Origin of the sequence: Alcanivorax sediminis (genome assembly GCF_009601165.1) — a bacterium.
Taxonomy (GTDB): Bacteria; Pseudomonadota; Gammaproteobacteria; order Pseudomonadales; family Alcanivoracaceae; genus Alcanivorax; species Alcanivorax sediminis.
Window position 1 is genome coordinate 2,284,373 of the sequence record NZ_WIRE01000001.1, and the last position, 15,372, is coordinate 2,299,744.

Annotated in this window: 19 protein-coding genes and 1 tRNA gene; 15 read left to right on the forward strand and 5 right to left on the reverse strand. The window is 57.5% G+C overall.

Annotation, left to right across the window (positions count from 1 at the left end):
- Positions 1-13: 13 nt before the first annotated feature.
- The 13 genes from GFN93_RS17475 (at position 14) to GFN93_RS10410 (ending at position 9,614) form a co-directional block, all read left to right on the forward strand.
- A complete protein-coding gene (locus tag GFN93_RS17475) occupies positions 14-148 on the forward strand; it encodes a hypothetical protein (RefSeq protein WP_268885544.1) in 135 nt (44 codons plus the stop codon).
- A tRNA-Gly gene (locus GFN93_RS10355) sits at positions 128-201 on the forward strand. The genes GFN93_RS17475 and GFN93_RS10355 overlap by 21 nt, the downstream gene beginning before the upstream one ends.
- A gap of 107 nt (positions 202-308) precedes the next feature.
- Entirely contained in the window at positions 309-779 is a 471-nt protein-coding gene (locus tag GFN93_RS10360; RefSeq protein WP_153501021.1) for a L,D-transpeptidase, read from the forward strand.
- Between the two features lie 20 nt (positions 780-799).
- A complete protein-coding gene (gene nagZ, locus GFN93_RS10365) occupies positions 800-1,819 on the forward strand; it encodes a beta-N-acetylhexosaminidase (RefSeq protein WP_153501022.1) in 1,020 nt (339 codons plus the stop codon).
- Entirely contained in the window at positions 1,816-2,973 is a 1,158-nt protein-coding gene (locus tag GFN93_RS10370; RefSeq protein WP_153501023.1) for a mechanosensitive ion channel family protein, read from the forward strand. Before nagZ ends, GFN93_RS10370 begins: the two co-directional genes overlap by 4 nt.
- Positions 2,960-3,532, forward strand: coding sequence for a hypoxanthine-guanine phosphoribosyltransferase (locus tag GFN93_RS10375; protein ID WP_153501024.1), 573 nt, complete (start codon positions 2,960-2,962; stop codon positions 3,530-3,532). The genes GFN93_RS10370 and GFN93_RS10375 overlap by 14 nt, the downstream gene beginning before the upstream one ends.
- A 1-nt stretch (position 3,533) precedes the next feature.
- Positions 3,534-4,274, forward strand: coding sequence for an S-methyl-5'-thioinosine phosphorylase (locus GFN93_RS10380; RefSeq protein ID WP_153501025.1), 741 nt, complete (start codon positions 3,534-3,536; stop codon positions 4,272-4,274).
- 54 nt (positions 4,275-4,328) lie between these two features.
- Positions 4,329-5,363: a CNNM domain-containing protein gene (locus GFN93_RS10385; protein ID WP_153501026.1), complete on the forward strand. Its 1,035-nt coding sequence runs from the start codon at positions 4,329-4,331 to the stop codon at positions 5,361-5,363.
- 30 nt (positions 5,364-5,393) lie between these two features.
- Positions 5,394-6,362: a cysteine synthase A gene (cysK, locus tag GFN93_RS10390; RefSeq protein WP_153501027.1), complete on the forward strand. Its 969-nt coding sequence runs from the start codon at positions 5,394-5,396 to the stop codon at positions 6,360-6,362.
- Between the two features lie 425 nt (positions 6,363-6,787).
- Positions 6,788-7,978 (forward strand): BaiN/RdsA family NAD(P)/FAD-dependent oxidoreductase, encoded by a 1,191-nt coding sequence (locus GFN93_RS10395; RefSeq protein WP_153501028.1) that lies wholly within the window; start codon positions 6,788-6,790, stop codon positions 7,976-7,978.
- A 111-nt stretch (positions 7,979-8,089) separates the two neighbouring features.
- Positions 8,090-8,662: a TetR/AcrR family transcriptional regulator gene (locus tag GFN93_RS10400; protein WP_153501029.1), complete on the forward strand. Its 573-nt coding sequence runs from the start codon at positions 8,090-8,092 to the stop codon at positions 8,660-8,662.
- Positions 8,663-8,686: 24 nt separating this feature from the next.
- Positions 8,687-8,977, forward strand: a complete 291-nt coding sequence (locus GFN93_RS10405) for a YciI family protein (RefSeq protein ID WP_153501030.1) — start codon at positions 8,687-8,689, stop codon at positions 8,975-8,977.
- A gap of 13 nt (positions 8,978-8,990) precedes the next feature.
- Entirely contained in the window at positions 8,991-9,614 is a 624-nt protein-coding gene (locus GFN93_RS10410) for a DNA-3-methyladenine glycosylase I (protein ID WP_153501031.1), read from the forward strand.
- 1 nt (position 9,615) lies between these two features.
- Here the strand turns inward: GFN93_RS10410 and GFN93_RS10415 are convergent, their stop codons facing one another.
- Positions 9,616-9,906: a hypothetical protein gene (locus GFN93_RS10415; RefSeq protein ID WP_153501032.1), complete on the reverse strand. Its 291-nt coding sequence runs from the start codon at positions 9,904-9,906 to the stop codon at positions 9,616-9,618.
- Positions 9,907-10,313: 407 nt separating this feature from the next.
- Between GFN93_RS10415 and umuD the strand changes: the two genes are divergently transcribed.
- Both umuD and GFN93_RS10425 read left to right on the forward strand, forming a co-directional pair.
- A complete protein-coding gene (gene umuD, locus GFN93_RS10420) occupies positions 10,314-10,721 on the forward strand; it encodes a translesion error-prone DNA polymerase V autoproteolytic subunit (RefSeq protein ID WP_153501033.1) in 408 nt (135 codons plus the stop codon).
- 1 nt (position 10,722) lies between these two features.
- The gene (locus GFN93_RS10425; protein WP_153501034.1) at positions 10,723-11,985 is read left to right on the forward strand and encodes a Y-family DNA polymerase; all 1,263 of its coding nucleotides are present in this window, start codon (positions 10,723-10,725) and stop codon (positions 11,983-11,985) included.
- A 352-nt stretch (positions 11,986-12,337) separates the two neighbouring features.
- Here the strand turns inward: GFN93_RS10425 and GFN93_RS10430 are convergent, their stop codons facing one another.
- From GFN93_RS10430 to GFN93_RS10445, 4 genes are all read right to left on the reverse strand, one after another.
- Complete coding sequence (locus tag GFN93_RS10430) at positions 12,338-13,795, reverse strand: DUF3336 domain-containing protein (protein WP_153501035.1); 1,458 nt, start codon at positions 13,793-13,795, stop codon at positions 12,338-12,340.
- Between the two features lie 199 nt (positions 13,796-13,994).
- Positions 13,995-14,354: a hypothetical protein gene (locus GFN93_RS10435; protein ID WP_153501036.1), complete on the reverse strand. Its 360-nt coding sequence runs from the start codon at positions 14,352-14,354 to the stop codon at positions 13,995-13,997.
- 56 nt (positions 14,355-14,410) lie between these two features.
- Complete coding sequence (locus tag GFN93_RS10440; protein ID WP_153501037.1) at positions 14,411-14,818, reverse strand: roadblock/LC7 domain-containing protein; 408 nt, start codon at positions 14,816-14,818, stop codon at positions 14,411-14,413.
- Entirely contained in the window at positions 14,815-15,372 is a 558-nt protein-coding gene (locus tag GFN93_RS10445; protein ID WP_153501038.1) for a GTP-binding protein, read from the reverse strand. Before GFN93_RS10445 ends, GFN93_RS10440 begins: the two co-directional genes overlap by 4 nt.

Below are 15,372 nucleotides of genomic sequence, written 5' to 3' on the forward strand. Positions count from 1 at the left end.
GGCGTTCTCCTCAATGAATCAATCATGGCAGTGTAACCCGAACATCGCGCAGGTAAATGAAGAAGATGATCCGGTGCACCGGGGGCTGGCCAAGATGCGGGGTTTTGTCTATATTGCCGTTTCCAAAGCGGGTGTAGTTCAATGGTAGAACGGCAGCTTCCCAAGCTGCATACGAGAGTTCGATTCTCTTCACCCGCTCCAGATAATGACAAGGCCGCCTCAGGGCGGCTTTGTGCTTTCTGGGGAGCGTTGCCAAAACTGTGGTGGCGCCCGTTGCATCTTTTTCCCAACCCCCGGACACTTCCTTCATGGAATTGATCATTACGCTGTCTGACCAGAGTCTCGAGATCCGTGGCGAGAACCGCGAGCGGTTTGCTATTTCTTCCGCCCGTAACGGCGCGGGGGAAGCCATGGGCTCGGAAGCAACGCCCCGTGGCCGTCATATGGTGCGCGCCCGCTTCGGTGCGGGCTTGCCGGAAGGGGCGGTGCTCACCGGGCGCAAGTTTTCCGGTGAGGTCTATTCGGCGGAGCTGGCCAAGCAGTACCCTGACAGGGACTGGGTGCTTACCCGTATCCTGTGGCTGGGTGGCCTGGAGGCCGGTCGCAATCAGGGGGGCAACGTGGATAGTTTCCGGCGCTTTATCTATATTCACGGCACGCCGGACAGCGAACCCATGGGCACGCCGGCTTCCCATGGCTGTATCCGCATGCGAAACGCGGATTTGATTCGCCTTTTTGACCTGGTACCAGTGGGTACGCTGGTGACCATAACCGAATAACTGTCTCCTTCAGGGTAGTCATGTCTGACACAATTTCCCCGCTATTAATGCTGGATCTGGAAGGGCTCACTGTGGCCGATTCCGAGAAGGAACTCTTGAGCCATCCCGGAGCGGGAGGTCTGATCCTTTTCGCCCGCAACTATGAAAGCCGTGAACAGCTGCGAGAGCTGATCAGGCAAATCCGGGCAGTGCGACCGGAATTGCTGATCGCGGTAGATCAGGAAGGTGGGCGAGTGCAGCGCTTCCGTGAAGAATTTGTCCGTCTGCCCCCCATGGCTGCGCTGGGCCGTCGTTATGACCAGGACCCGGCCGCTGGCGTGCGTGAGGCTCGCCTGCTGGGTGAGCTGATGGCATCGGAGTTGACTGAGCTGGATATCGATATCAGCTTTGCGCCGGTACTGGATCTGGATTACGGAAACAGTACCGTCATCGGCGATCGCAGCTTTCACGGTGATGCGGACGCCATGACTCTGCTGGCGGGCAGCTTCATTGACGGAATGCATGCTGCTGGCATGGCCGCTACCGGCAAGCATTTCCCGGGACATGGTCATGTGGTGGCGGATTCCCATCTGGAACTTCCTGTGGACCCTCGGCCTCTGGCCGACATTGAGGCGGCAGACATGCGCCCCTTTGCTGCTTTGGCCCCGCGGCTCGATGGCATCATGCCAGCCCATGTGATCTATAGCGCGGTAGAAAACCAGACGGCAGGTTTTTCCCGCTATTGGCTTCAGACCCAGCTTCGGCAGAAGTTGGGTTTCCGTGGGGTTATCTTCTCTGATGACATGTCCATGGCCGGTGCCCAGTGTGCCGGGGGCTACCCTGAACGGGCGGAAGCAGCCCTCAAAGCAGGCTGCGACATGGTACTGGCCTGTAATAACCGCCAGGGCGCGGAGCAGATGCTCAGCTGGCTGGAAGGTCAGCGCTTCAGTGGCCAGGTACCTGCGGCAGGACTCCGTGCCCGCCCGCGCTGTGCCATGGAAGCGGGGCGTCGCATTGAGGCAGAGACCCTGGCAAAAACCTTGATTGAGGATGACGCATGAATTGGGACTGGAGCCAGTTGCTGGTTTGGCCGACGCTGGAAACCCCTTCGGATATCTGGCTGACCCAGCTGTTTCTGCTGGTGCTGTGCACTGTGGCGGTGAATTTCACCATGATGCGGGTGATCGATGTGCTCGACCGCCTGATCGTTAAGACCGACACGCTTTGGGATGACGCTCTTCTGGAGGCCGCGCGCATCCCTCTGCGGCTGGTGTTCTGGGTCGTTGGCCTGTCGATCTGTGTCGAACTGATGCAGGCAGTCAGCGATGAAGAAAATGTGTTGTTCGATCTGGTCCCCCAGGCGCGTCGCATTGCGTTTATCGTGATCATTGCCATGTTCCTGAATCGGTTCATTTCCTACACGGAGAAGAACCTGATCGACCCGTCCCGCATGCGCAAGCCCATGGACCACTCCACTGCAGCAGCCATTGCAAAACTGTTGCGGGTGTCGGTGATTATTACCGCCATGCTGATCATCCTGCAGACACTGGGGTACAGCATCTCCGGGGTGCTGGCCTTTGGCGGTATTGGTGGCATGGCGGTGGCCTTTGCGGCCAAGGACCTGCTCGCCAACTTCTTCGGTGGCATGATGATCTATCTGGACAAGCCGTTCCGGGTGGGTGACTGGGTGCGTTCTCCGGATCGCTCCATCGAAGGTACGGTGGAAAACATTGGCTGGCGCCTCACCCGTATCCGTACGTTTGATCAGCGTCCGCTGTATATCCCCAATGCCATGTTCACCTCTATCGTGCTGGAAAATCCGTCACGCATGTTCAACCGCCGCATCAATGAAAAGATTGGCATTCGCTACGATGACTGGCAAAGAATGCCGGCTATCGTCGAGGCGGTGAAGGCTATGCTGAAGGCCCACGAAGAGCTGGAGACGGAAGAAAAAACACTGATCGTGAATTTCGACAGCTACGGCGCGTCGCACCTGGAATTTTTCATCTATACCTTTACCAAAACCACCGAGTGGGTGCGTTACCATGAGATCAAGCAGGATGTTCTCATGAAGATCATGAAGATCGTGGACGAACATGGCGCCGAGTTTGCCTTCCCCACGCGCACACTGCATTTGGTCAGTAACAACAATGATAATCCTTCAACCGGGCTTGAGGATGACAACGTAGAGGAACAGCAACATGTCCATCGCTGATGACGTGCAGAAGGAATTAATGCAGGTACGCCGTGAGGCCATCGAACTGCATTCTTCCGATCAGGTACAGGAAGCTATCGCCAAGCTGGCGTTTGCAGTGACCGAGGCTTACAGCGGTAAGGTACCGGTGTTCGTGACCATCATGAACGGCGGTATGATTTTCGCCGCCGAGTTGGTCAAGCGCCTGGATTTCCCGCTGGAGATGGACTACCTGCATGCCAGCCGCTATCTCGGTGAAACCACCGGCGGTGACGTGGAATGGCTAGTGACTCCCAACGCCAGTCTGGCGGGGCGTCACGTGTTGATTGTTGACGACATTCTCGATGTGGGTACCACCTTGCTGTCTATCATTCGTGCCTGTGAAGCCCAGGGTGCCGCGTCAGTAAAGACTTGTGTGCTCGTGGACAAGCAACATGATCGCAAGGCCGAGCCGGGCCTGAAAGCGGACTTCACGGCACTGGAGGCTGCAGACCACTACCTGTTTGGCATGGGCATGGACTACAAGGGGTTCTGGCGTAATGCGCCGGGGATCTATGCTGTGAAAGAGGGCAACGAATAACATGTTGGCGTTCATTGGCGGTACTGGTCTGACCCGCATGGAGAACCTGAAAATCCTCCAGCGTCACGACATTACCACCCGCTTCGGCAAGCCTTCGGCGCCGGTGCTGGAAGGGGAGCTGGATGGTCAACGGGTGTTGTTCCTTGCCCGTCATGGTGATCCTCATGTGTTACTTCCCCATCAGGTGAATTACCGGGCTAATCTGGTTGCCTTGAAAGAGGCAGGAGCCACGGCCATTGTGGCGGCCAATGCGGTGGGCGGCATCACTGCTGATGCGCCGACGGGCGCGCTGGTGCTACCGGACCAGATTATTGATTACACCTACGGTCGCGACATGACCCTGTTCGATGATCCAGCCGAACCACTGGTACATGTGGACTTCAGCTGGCCCTTTGATGGTGCGTTGCGAAATGCACTGAAAGAAAAGCTGGCCGAGACCGAGCTGTCCTGGACCGATGGCGGGTGCTACGCCGCCACCCAGGGCCCTCGTCTGGAAACCGCCGCCGAGATTCTGCGACTTGAGCGTGATGGTTGCGATATCGTCGGCATGACCGGCATGCCGGAGGCCGTGCTGGCCCGTGAGCTGGCGCTGCCCTATGCCATGCTCTCCCTGGTGGTGAATCCGGCGGCAGGTAAATCCACCCATGAAATTACCATGGCGGAAATCGAAGCGGTGATCCACGATGGTATGGCCAGTGTGTGCCTGCTGTTGGCGGATTTCGCGCGGGATTATTCTGCCTGATGCTGACATGGCAGCCGCAGTGACTGCGGCTGCCTGCAGAAGGAGCCTGCTGCCTTGACCCTGTTGATCATTTTTGCTGCCATTTCCATCGGTTTTTCCTTCCTCTGTTCCGTACTGGAAGCGGCGCTGCTCTCCATCACCCCCAGCTTCATTGCCGGCCTGCGCGAATCTCGCCCGGGGTTGTACAAAGCCCTGCGAGCGTACAAGGACGACATCGATAAGCCGCTTTCAGCCATTCTCACCTTGAACACGGTTGCCCATACGGTAGGTGCCACCGGGGTCGGTGCCCAGGTAGCCGTGGTCTTTGGCGAAACCTGGCTCGCTGCTGCCTCCGGTGTCATGACACTGGCGATCCTGATCCTGTCCGAGATTATTCCCAAGACCATTGGCGCCAAGTACTGGCGTTCCCTGGCCCCCATGCTGCCGCCAATATTAAAGGTGATCATGGTGTCACTGGCCCCCTTTGTGTGGCTGTCCAAACTGATCACCAGTCAGATTGGCGGCAACGATCATGACGTGGATGTGCGTGCGGAAATTGCAGCCCTGGCCGACATGGGCAAGGATCAGCTGGCGCTGGAAGACGATGAGCACAAGGTTATCCAGAACATCCTGCGCCTGCATGATGTAAAAGTCGGGGCGATCATGACGCCTCGCACCGTTTGCCGAACGGTGAGAGCGGAGATGACAGTGGCGGAGTTCCTGGAGCAGGAGAAGGGACAACCGTTTTCCCGCTTTCCGATCATGAACGAACGCGGTGAGTGCACTGGATATATCCACAAGTCGGACTTGCTGGATGTTCCTCCGCAGCAGACCATGAAGGCGCTGGCGCTGGAAGTGTCCATGATCAGCACTCGCATGAGCATCGAGGACCTGTTCCACGCCATGCTTAACCAGCGTCAGCACATGGCGGTGGTCTATGACGAGCATGGAACCTGGGTGGGCCTGATCACTCTGGAAGATATTTTGGAAACCATTCTGGGCCGCGAAATCATGGATGAAACCGACAACGTGGCCGATTTACGACTCTACGCACGTCAGCGCTGGAGTCGAAAACTCAAGAAGCACGCGGGACCTGACCAGGACTCCTGAGCGCTTTTCCTGACAACAAGGAGGCACATCATGGCACAGATTTACAAGGACAATAGCGAGACGATTGGTCATACGCCGCTGGTGAAAATCAACCGCATCAGCCAGGGCAACATCCTCGCCAAGCTGGAATCCCGCAACCCGGCGGGCAGCGTCAAGTGCCGCATTGGCTCATCCATGATCTGGGATGCGGAGCAGAGCGGCAAACTCAAGCCTGGCATGACCCTGGTGGAACCCACCAGCGGCAACACCGGGATCGCACTGGCCTATGTGGCGGCGGCCCGTGGCTATGATCTTGTGCTGACCATGCCCGATTCCATGAGTCTGGAGCGACGCAAGATTCTCAAGGCGCTGGGAGCAAAACTGGTCCTGACCCCCGGTGCCAAAGGCATGCCTGGCGCCATTGCCCAGGCTGAAGCACTCGTAGCTGAAAACCCTGCCACACACCTGATGCTGCAGCAGTTCGAAAACCCGGCCAATCCGGCGATTCATGAAAAAACCACTGGCCCGGAAATCTGGGAGGCCACCGACGGCGAGATTGATGTGCTGGTAGCGGGTGTCGGCACTGGCGGGACCATCACCGGCGTGTCCCGCTACATCAAGAATACCAAGGGCAAGGCGATCACCACCGTGGCGGTGGAGCCGGATTCTTCCACCATGATCACCGCGGGCCTCAGCGGCGATGAGCCCACTCATGGTCCGCACAAGATTCAGGGTATTGGTGCTGGCTTTGTGCCAAAGAACCTTGATCTTGCCATGGTGGACCGTGCCGAGCAGGTCAGCAATGAAGACGCCATGGCCTGGGCCCACAAGCTGATGCAGGAAGAGGGCATCCTGGCGGGTATTTCCTGTGGAGCCGCCATGTGTGTGGCAGACCGCATCAGCCAACAGCCGGAATTCGCTGGCAAGACCATCGTGGTGGTGTTGCCGGATTCTGGCGAGCGTTACCTCAGTTCGCCGCTGTTTGCTGACATGTTCAGTGAGCAGGAGTTGAGCCAGTAAGAGAGACGCTACACGCTTCACGCATCATGCAACACGCGGGGAGGGCCTTGCCGGTTGGTAAGGCCCTCCTTGCGTTGGGTTGGCGTGGTTTTCTTGTAGGAGAGCCAACTTGTTGGCCGAATTCCAGAGTTTCGAGTGATGAGATGCGAGTGACGCAAACCAAAGCCTGCCGAAGCCAGAGAGCAGGTTTTCGCAACTTGAAACCCGCCTCTCGCTTCTGAGGCCTGATTCGGCCAACAAGTTGGCTCTTCTGCAGCGGGGTAGCGTGAGGTATTTGTGGGAGATTCAGCTTGCTGAACGAATACCGCCTCTAATCGTGGGCACTGTAATCCAGTGCACCTCTGCCCATCCCGCGCCCTTGAAACTTGCAACTTGTCACTTGCTCCTGCCGCAGTGGTATCCTTGCACCCCTATCAGGAGGGGCCATGGCAGCCAGCACAGAAACAGACATTGTTGTGATCGGCGCTGGTGCTGCCGGGTTGATGTGTGCCGCCACCGCAGCGTATCAGGGCCATCGGGTGTTGGTGCTGGATCATGCCAACAAGGCGGGCAAGAAGATCCTCATGTCCGGTGGAGGGCGTTGTAATTTCACCAACCTGAATACCACTCCGGAACACTTCGTTTCCGCCAACCCGCATTTCTGCAAATCTGCCCTAAAGCGCTACAGCCCCTGGCATTTCGTCGAGCTGGTAGAGCGCCATGGCATCGAGCATGTGGAGAAAGCACCCGGGCAGCTGTTCTGCGCGGAGTCCTCCAAGGAAATCCTCGGCGTCTTGCTTACCGAGTGCGAATGGGCAGGTGCTGAAATCGTCCTGAATACCGCGATCAAACGGGTCAGCAAAACCGACAACGGTTTCAGTCTGGCCACCAGTGCGGGGACGATAACCTGCCAGAAACTGGTGGTGGCCTGCGGGGGGCTTTCCATCCCCACGATGGGCGCGACCGGCTTTGGCTATCAGCTGGCCGAACAGTTTGGCCTGACGGTGCTGCCCACCCGTGCCGGTCTGGTGCCGTTTACGCTACAGCCGGATGACAAGGCCTGGCTGGCTGAGCTTTCCGGTATCAGCACCGACGTGGTGGCCAGCACGGCCCATGCCCGTTTTGCCGAGCCCATGCTGATTACCCATCGTGGCCTCTCTGGCCCTGCCATGTTGCAGGTCTCCAGTTTCTGGACGCCGGGGCAGGGGGTGACCGTGGATTGGTTGCCCCAGGTGGTTGATCCGGTTGCCGAACTGGTGACTGAGCGCCAGCGGCATCCCAACCGCGGCCTGGAGCGTTGGTTGCGCCAGTATTTTTCCCAGCGGCTTGCGGCTGCCCTCACGGATCAGTTCGGCTGGCAGGGCAACCTCCAGCAATTCAGTAATGAGCGCCTTTCGGCAGTGGCCGCCACCCTGAAGGGCTGGTCTTTCAAGCCCTCCGGCACCGAAGGCTATCGGACTGCAGAGGTCACTCTGGGCGGCGTCGATACCGATGCGATTTCCTCGAAGAACTTTGAAGTGAAATCCGTGCCGGGGCTGCACTTCATTGGCGAGGTGCTGGATGTGACCGGACAGTTGGGCGGGTTCAACTTCCAGTGGGCCTGGGCCAGCGGCTGGTGTACTGGCCAGGCCCTGTAAACCAATGTGTGCGACCCTGGGTGATTCCCTTTTTGTTTTGAATTAGGATGCTTGACCTAATTGGTTTCACTCTATTAGGATGGGTGTCCTATTCGGTTTTTCGAGCAAGTCATGAGTGCACAAGCGACCCGGGAGAGGATTGTCGAAGCGGCGGACGAGTTGTTCTACCAGCAGGGGTTTGAGCACACCTCTTTCGCTGATATCGCCAGCCTGGTGGAGATTTCACGGGGTAATTTCTATTACCACTTCAAAACCAAGGATGAAATTCTCGCAGCGGTTATTGATCACCGGCTTTCGGTGACCAGGACCATGCTGGAAGCCTGGGAGCGTGAAGGCGACACGCCCATGGCGAGAGTGCGTTGTTTCATCCGTATTCTGATTGCCAACCAGGCAAAGATCTTTCTACACGGCTGCCCTGTGGGGTCTCTCAGTAATGAGCTGGCCAAACTCAACCACCCGGCCCGAACAGATGCGGTCCGTGTCTTTACCCTTTTTCGTCGTTGGCTTGGCGATCAGTTCAGGGCCGCAGGCCAGGCAGACCGTGCCGATGAACTTGCCATGCATGTGCTCGCTTTTAGTCAGGGAGTCGCCACGATGGCCGTGGCATATCAGGATGAGGCCTTTGTTGAAAGAGAGGTCCAGAACCTGTGCCAGTGGCTGATGGAGCGTTTTGATACCCATTGATATTGATCTCAGGAGGAGACAACGATGTTTATTGTGCAATTGCGATTTTCTGAACACCGGGACAAGGCCAAGGAGTATATGGATGCCCACAATGCCTGGCTTCGACAAGGCTTTGATGATGGCGTTTTTTTATTGGCCGGCAGCCTGGATTCCGGCATGGGAGGCGGGATTCTCGCTCATGGGGCAAGCCGGCAAGCACTGGAGCAACGAGTGCAGACGGATCCGTTTGTGGTGGAGGGTGTGGTGACTGCCGAGGTGGTTGAGCTGGCTCCCGCCAAGGCTGATCCTCGCCTGGAATTCCTGTTGGCGGGTTAAGCCGGAGAAAGTGATGCAGAAGACCGTTCCCGGTGACGATGGGCGACCACGCTGTGGCTGGTGCGCTGCGGCGCCTGAGTTTTTTCACTATCACGACAGTGAATGGGGTTTTCCTGTTGATGATGATGTGCGCCTGTTCGAGAAAATTTGCCTTGAGGGGTTCCAGTCCGGACTAAGCTGGCGGACCATCCTCGCCAAACGTGAAAACTTTCGACGTGCTTTCGCGCAGTTTGATTTCTATCAAGTCGCCGCCTTCAAGGATGACAAGGTGGAGGCACTACTGCAGGATGCCAGCATCATTCGCCACCGAGGCAAAATAGAGGCCACCATCAACAACGCCCGGCGGGCAGTCGAAATGGTGGAGCAGGAAGGGAGTCTGGCGGCATTTTTTTGGCGCTTTGAGGCTGACCCGCAGGGGACGTCTGATCCTCAGACGGTGACGACTTCGCCCGAATCTGTGGCGCTATCCAGAGCATTGAAAAAACGCGGCTGGAAATTCGTAGGGCCAACCACCTGTTTTGCTTTCATGCAGGCCATGGGACTGGTCAACGATCACCTGAGGGATTGCGTTATCCATGAAGAGGTAGCCCTTGCCCGGCTGCATTTTGTGCCGCCGGGCAAGGGGCGGGGCGAATAGCCTAGACAGGAAAGGCCATGAAGCGCTTGCCGATCAGGAACAGGGCCTGAATTTCGGTGGGCTCAATCAGGCTGTGAACAGCATCGCTGGCCAGCTGTATATACGGGTAGCGATGGCCCCAGGCGCTAGGGCTCACATAGTGGATGCGTTGCTCGCCACCGTGCTGATTGAATGCCAGAAAGCCATCCTGCTCGTCATTGTAGAGGACGTAGCCCTGAAAGACGGCACTGGAGGGCAGCCCCAGTTCCTCCACAAAGTCGGAGAACCAGTTCGGGTTGGTTTCTACGTTCATACTCTCCCAGACCTCTGGCCTGCGGCCATTTTTCCTTTTACGGGTCAACCTTAAGCGATAAGTTGCACTGAGCGGATAGTGATTGTTGCGCGCTTTTGTGAGTGTTTGTGATCCGTGTTCAGGTTTCGTATCTGCGTCAATAAACTGTACATATGGACAGTATTAAAGTAACCTGACTTTCTCTTTCTTCGCGGATGGGCGGGGCTGGACCTGTCTTGCCGGATGCAAGAAGCGGGCACCATTCTTTAACCTGCCCTCTGCATTCAGCGATTCGCCGGGTGTTCCGGATTTCAGGGCCAGGCATCCAGTTTCTGGCGTCAGGTAGCCGGTGCATGGCAGTTGGCTTGCCACTGAAGATATCCCTGCACAACGCGATGAACTTTTTCCTCTAATGAGTCAGGTGTGTCATGGCTGCATTACCGCTATTTACTGAAGCCGTCCGGGCGGGCTTTCCTTCCCCTGCCCAGGGCTACATGGAAGACCCCCTGGATCTGAACCGGCTCTGCATTCGTCAGGAGGCGGCCACGTTCCTGTTGAGGGTGGAAGGGGACTCAATGATCGATGCGGGCATTTATCCCGGTGATATTTTGGTGGTGGATCGCTCCCTGGAGGCGCTTCACGGTGACATTGTGGTGGCGGCCGTGGGAGGAGAGTTCACGGTCAAGGAACTGGCCTTGAAACCGTCCCCCCGTCTGCTTCCCCGTAACCCTCGCTATGCTCCGATCCTGCCGGAAGAGGGGGGCTGGGAATTATTCGGGGTGGCGACATTTGCCTTGCATACCCTGCGTGGTGGTAGCACCGGGAGCTGCCGCTGAGATGTTTGCGCTGGTGGACTGCAACAGCTTCTACGCGTCTTGTGAGCGGGTTTTTCGCCCGGACCTGCGTCATGCTCCGGTGGTGGTGTTATCCAATAACGATGGTTGTGTGGTGGCTGGCTCGGCAGAAGCCAAGGCGCTGGGTATTCGTACCGGTGTGCCGTTGTTTCAGGTGCGCGAGTTGATTCGCAAGCACGGGGTGGCAGTGTTTTCTTCCAATTACACCCTGTATGGCGATCTTTCCCGGCGCGTTATGGCTACGTTGCAATCGCTGGTGCCGACAGTAGAAGTGTATTCCATTGATGAAGCCTTTCTGGACCTTTCCATGGTGCCGGAGCAGCAGCTGCAGGCACTGGGCGAGCAGTTAAGGGAGCGGGTGGAGCGCTGGGTAGGCGTGCCGGTCTGTGTTGGCGTGGCGCCCACCAAGACGCTGGCCAAGCTGGCCAATCATTACGCCAAGAGACGGGGGAGTGGCGTGGAGGTGTGGTGTGCTCCGCACGATTGGCGAGACTCTCTGGCGCAGACGCCTCCGGGGGACATCTGGGGAGTGGGGCGACGGCTGGCTGCACGGTTGGCAGACCTGGGCGTGAACAATGGTGCGGATCTGGCGGCGCTGGATTATGCCTGGGTACGACGGCACTTCTCTGTAGTGCAGGCGCGCCTGGTACGGGAGTTGAACGGTGAGCCTTGTCTGACCCTCGAGCTGCAGCCGCCACCACGCCAGCAGATCATTTATTCCCGTTCGTTTGGTCAGGCGGTGGTATCTCTACCGCCACTGCGTCAGGCAGTGAATGACTATACTGCCCGGGCGGCAGAGAAGATGCGGGGAGAAGGCATGCTGGCCGGACGCATTAGCGTCTGGTTGCGCACCGCCCCCATGGGCAAGCCCCAGCAGCTGTGGCCGGACTCGTTCAGTACCGGGCTTCCTCAGGCGAGTGCCGATACCCGAGAGCTTGCTCGGCTGGCCATACAGTTGTTGGAGCGGCTGTGGAAGCCGGGGCTGCACTACGGCAAGGTCGGTGTGATGCTGACGGAGCTATGTACGGCGGAGCATGCCCAAGGTGGTTTGTTTGAGGCGAACCAGGCCAGGCAGGGGGAGAAGCTGATGACGGTGATGGATCAGATCAATCGTAGCGGCAAGGGCCGTGTCTGGCTGGCAGGACGGGGGATGAAAGCCGGGGAGCAGTGCCTGTGGAGCATGCGTCGGGCACACCTGTCACCGGCCTATACCACGCGGTTGAGTGATCTGCCGCGGGTTGGTTGAAAAGCAGCGACAAGCCTCAAGCGACAAGGAAAGACAAAAGCCGGGATGGTTTGCCTCAGGTTTGTTGTGGGAGCGTGCCTGCACGCGATAAGGCATCGCCAAAATCGGCTGCAGGCAGGCTCCCACAGCGCGGTTTTCCTTCTTCTCGTGCCCGTGTTGCGTGAAGGATTTGCAGCCGCAGAGCGGCCAATAAAAAGGCGGAGATCGGCATTCGCCAATTTTCCGCCCTACGGATCTGAGGATTATCGCTTTAGATTTTCGTAACTCGCTTGTCGAAACTCGAGGCTATCGCGCCCTTCAGGGTAAACACCGTTCAGCCTCAGGCCTCTGGCGTGGAGCATCGGGCGTTCATTCAAACCACTGACATGGGTACCTGATCCAGCATGCGCTCCTCGATGCGGTCCAGGCGGGCACGGCAATCGCGGAAGGTGCGGCTGATCATGGTGGTGTTGGCGACCATTTCTATCTTGGGCCAGGTGGCCTGTTCGCCCTTGCGGATATAGTTGCGCACATCCTGAAGGGTGGGGTTGCTCAGTACTCTCAAGGCATTCAGGGGTTGCCGCGGCGGAATCATGTTGATGTCGCCGATGTACTTCTGGGTCACCATGCTCTTGGCCTTGTCGATCATCAGCCCCACATCGTTGGATGCCACACGATTTTGAATCAGCTTGAGAGCATAGCGAATATTCATGGACGCATTGCGCAGTGCCCAGTCGCCCATGACACTCAGTGAACTGGCGGTATCACGGCGAGACAGGAACGGCACCACATGGGGGTTGGTCTGGCTGACGATAGAATGGTTGACCCCATAGAGCCGGGATAACCGGCGAATGGGCAGGTCATCCACAATGGAGCCGTCCACGAACTTGCGACCGGGAATGTAGGGCACTCGCTCACCATCCATGTTCTTGGCCCACAGGGAGACTGGCGGATAGATGCCAGGAATCGCGCAGGAGGCCAGGGAGGCCTTGCGAATCAGCACGTTGGGTGAGGTGCGCCAGTTGAGCAGGCGTGCGTGCTGGTTACGGTCGTAGGGGCTGACGGTGATGTTGATTTCCCGTCCGGTATGCCGGTAGGCCTCTTCAAAGGTCATGTCGGCAATATTTTCTTCCAGACAGGCTTCCAGATGGTCGCCATCCAGCACCGGGGTACCGCGGATCAGGCCCTTCCAGCCCAGCACCTTGAAGGCTTCCAGGTAAATATTCTCGGGTTCAAGCTTGAGCTTGAGCTCTTCATCGTTGTGGGTGCCGACCACGGAAGCAATGATGCTGCCGGCACTGGATCCGGAGATGATGGTCGGAAGCAGGTCCTGCTCCCAGAGGCAACGGGCCACACCAATGTGGAACAGGCCCAGCGCAGCGCCACCAGACAGCATCAGGCAGCTCTGGCCGAAGGCCTGCCCGGTGTTTTCGAAGAAATCCAGCTTTTCCTTGAGCCCGAACTCCTTGAAATTGGTGTCGCAAAGGTAGTTAAGGGCGGTGGTGACTTCTGTCAGGTAGTTTTCAATAAGGTGCTTGGTGCCGACCCGGCTGTTTTGATAAAGGTGCGGGTTGGAGATGTTGCCCAGATTGCCGTGCAGGCCTTCATGCAGGTGGAAGACCAGCTTGTTGACGTCGCCGCGCTCACGGGCCTGGCGAATTTGCCACAGGCGGTTGCGGATCAGCTCGTAATCGTAGTGGGGGGAGCGGTCGATTTCCTTCCATTCATCCGCACCGGACAAGCGATCGTGTTCCTGGCTGGCTTCATACCACTCACTGTAGTTTTGTGCGTGGTCAATGGCGCGTTCCAGTTGCTTGAGCGTGCCTTTCATGACGTGTCTCCGTCAGATTAATTATTGTCATTGGATGATGGCAGTATAGCCATGAAAAGGATGAATACTGAAGCAATTGTCTGACAAAAGGTAAAGAGTAGTCGCCGAGAGCCTTTCGGAGTGTCGGGGTCAGAGAAAGGTAGAGGAGGGTTTCAGCAGCGAAGGGAAACGGGGCAGCAGTAGACTGCCCCTGCCCAGATCAAACGGAGAGGGTGGATTCCACTTCCTGGCAGGCGCGACGGGCCAGGGCCAGGTTGGATTTGGACTTGTCCAGTACCAGGTAGATGAAAAGGCCATCATGCGCTGCCACAGGACGGATGATGTGATATTGGGTGCCGAGGGTAATCAGGATGTCCTCGATGGAATCGTTCAGCCCCAGTGACTTCATGGTTTTCATTTTGGCGCGAACCACCTCGGTATTGCCCGCAGCGGCCAGCTCCAGATCCAGACCGGTGCCATCCTGGCCGAGAACCATTCCGCTGTTGGCATCCACGATCGCCGTACACATAGCGCCATCGGGCTGCAGCAGGACGGAAAGACTTTCTTTTACATTAGCCATGTTGTTCTCCTTGCTTTACTTCCATGAGGGTGTTTTTTTGTGGTTACACATTGGTATTACTTTCTGCTGAGTTGCTCGGCGAGGCTGCGACAGCATTCTTTGGATGCCCACAGCAACTGCCCGAGAATGGAGGCATCATTGGCGACAACGGCCAATGACATGGGGGGGGAGACGCCACGGACTTCCATGACGGTCACCACGCCGGTTTCAGATTCCACAATCATCCGGCTGCATTCCTTAAGGCTGGCTTCTTTGGCAATGGCTTGCCCGATGGCAGCGAGGGAGCTGCCCATGGCAGCCAGCTTGCTGGCACTCTCGTCGTTTAAATGCAGCGAAGCGACCTGAAAGCCATCATTGGTTAGCAGTACCGCTGAAGTAACCCCTTTGGTTTCCTGCCCGAATTTTTCCAGCTGTTTGGTGGCGATAGAGGTGCCAACCTTTCCCAGAGGGGATTGTGCGGTCATGCTTCAAGACTCCTGCAGTCATCGGCTTCGATCTGGCAAAGCAGGGCATCCACCAGCAGCAGTACATCGTCCTGCTGGCGAACGTCTGCATCAAATATAGGTAAGGCAATACCGCGTTCTTCCAGGCGCATGGCCAGGGTTTCTAGGCGGGAAAGATCTTCCGGGGGCAAGCGACCCACACCGACTACCATGGGGACTTTGCCGGCCCCGAAGGCATCCACATAGTGCTCCAGGTGCTCAAGCAGCTCCGGGTGCTCACCATTGAGAAGGACGATGACCCCGGCTGCATTGTTCAGCAGGATGGGCCACATGAAGCGGAAACGTTCCTGGCCGGGGGTGCCATAGAGACGAACACAACTGTTGTCAGGCAGCAGGATCTGGCCGTAGTCCAGCGCTGCGGTGGTCAGTTCCTTGTTGCACTGGGCCAGATCGGTATTGATCACATCAGTGGATACCGCTTCATGATCGCTGATGGCAGAAATCGCGGTGGTTTTCCCTGCGCCCATGGGGCCGGTAAAGAGAATCTTGAATTCGTTACTGGCGACTGCATTCAT

Excerpts from the sequence above, each read along its gene's own strand:
- GFN93_RS10405 (WP_153501030.1), top strand. The coding sequence starts at position 8,687 with ATGTTTATTGTGCAATTGCGATTTTCTGAACACCGGGACAAGGCCAAG.
- cysK (WP_153501027.1), top strand. The coding sequence starts at position 5,394 with ATGGCACAGATTTACAAGGACAATAGCGAGACGATTGGTCATACGCCG.
- GFN93_RS10370 (WP_153501023.1), top strand. The coding sequence starts at position 1,816 with ATGAATTGGGACTGGAGCCAGTTGCTGGTTTGGCCGACGCTGGAAACC.
- GFN93_RS10415 (WP_153501032.1), bottom strand. The coding sequence starts at position 9,906 with ATGAACGTAGAAACCAACCCGAACTGGTTCTCCGACTTTGTGGAGGAA.
- GFN93_RS10395 (WP_153501028.1), top strand. The coding sequence starts at position 6,788 with ATGGCAGCCAGCACAGAAACAGACATTGTTGTGATCGGCGCTGGTGCT.
- GFN93_RS10425 (WP_153501034.1), top strand. The coding sequence starts at position 10,723 with ATGTTTGCGCTGGTGGACTGCAACAGCTTCTACGCGTCTTGTGAGCGG.
- GFN93_RS10380 (WP_153501025.1), top strand. The coding sequence starts at position 3,534 with ATGTTGGCGTTCATTGGCGGTACTGGTCTGACCCGCATGGAGAACCTG.
- GFN93_RS10440 (WP_153501037.1), bottom strand. The coding sequence starts at position 14,818 with ATGACCGCACAATCCCCTCTGGGAAAGGTTGGCACCTCTATCGCCACC.
- GFN93_RS10375 (WP_153501024.1), top strand. The coding sequence starts at position 2,960 with ATGTCCATCGCTGATGACGTGCAGAAGGAATTAATGCAGGTACGCCGT.
- GFN93_RS10360 (WP_153501021.1), top strand. The coding sequence starts at position 309 with ATGGAATTGATCATTACGCTGTCTGACCAGAGTCTCGAGATCCGTGGC.
- GFN93_RS10410 (WP_153501031.1), top strand. The coding sequence starts at position 8,991 with ATGCAGAAGACCGTTCCCGGTGACGATGGGCGACCACGCTGTGGCTGG.
- GFN93_RS10430 (WP_153501035.1), bottom strand. The coding sequence starts at position 13,795 with ATGAAAGGCACGCTCAAGCAACTGGAACGCGCCATTGACCACGCACAA.
- umuD (WP_153501033.1), top strand. The coding sequence starts at position 10,314 with ATGGCTGCATTACCGCTATTTACTGAAGCCGTCCGGGCGGGCTTTCCT.
- nagZ (WP_153501022.1), top strand. The coding sequence starts at position 800 with ATGTCTGACACAATTTCCCCGCTATTAATGCTGGATCTGGAAGGGCTC.
- GFN93_RS10445 (WP_153501038.1), bottom strand. The coding sequence starts at position 15,372 with ATGAATGCAGTCGCCAGTAACGAATTCAAGATTCTCTTTACCGGCCCC.
- GFN93_RS10435 (WP_153501036.1), bottom strand. The coding sequence starts at position 14,354 with ATGGCTAATGTAAAAGAAAGTCTTTCCGTCCTGCTGCAGCCCGATGGC.
- GFN93_RS17475 (WP_268885544.1), top strand. The coding sequence starts at position 14 with ATGAATCAATCATGGCAGTGTAACCCGAACATCGCGCAGGTAAATGAA.
- GFN93_RS10400 (WP_153501029.1), top strand. The coding sequence starts at position 8,090 with ATGAGTGCACAAGCGACCCGGGAGAGGATTGTCGAAGCGGCGGACGAG.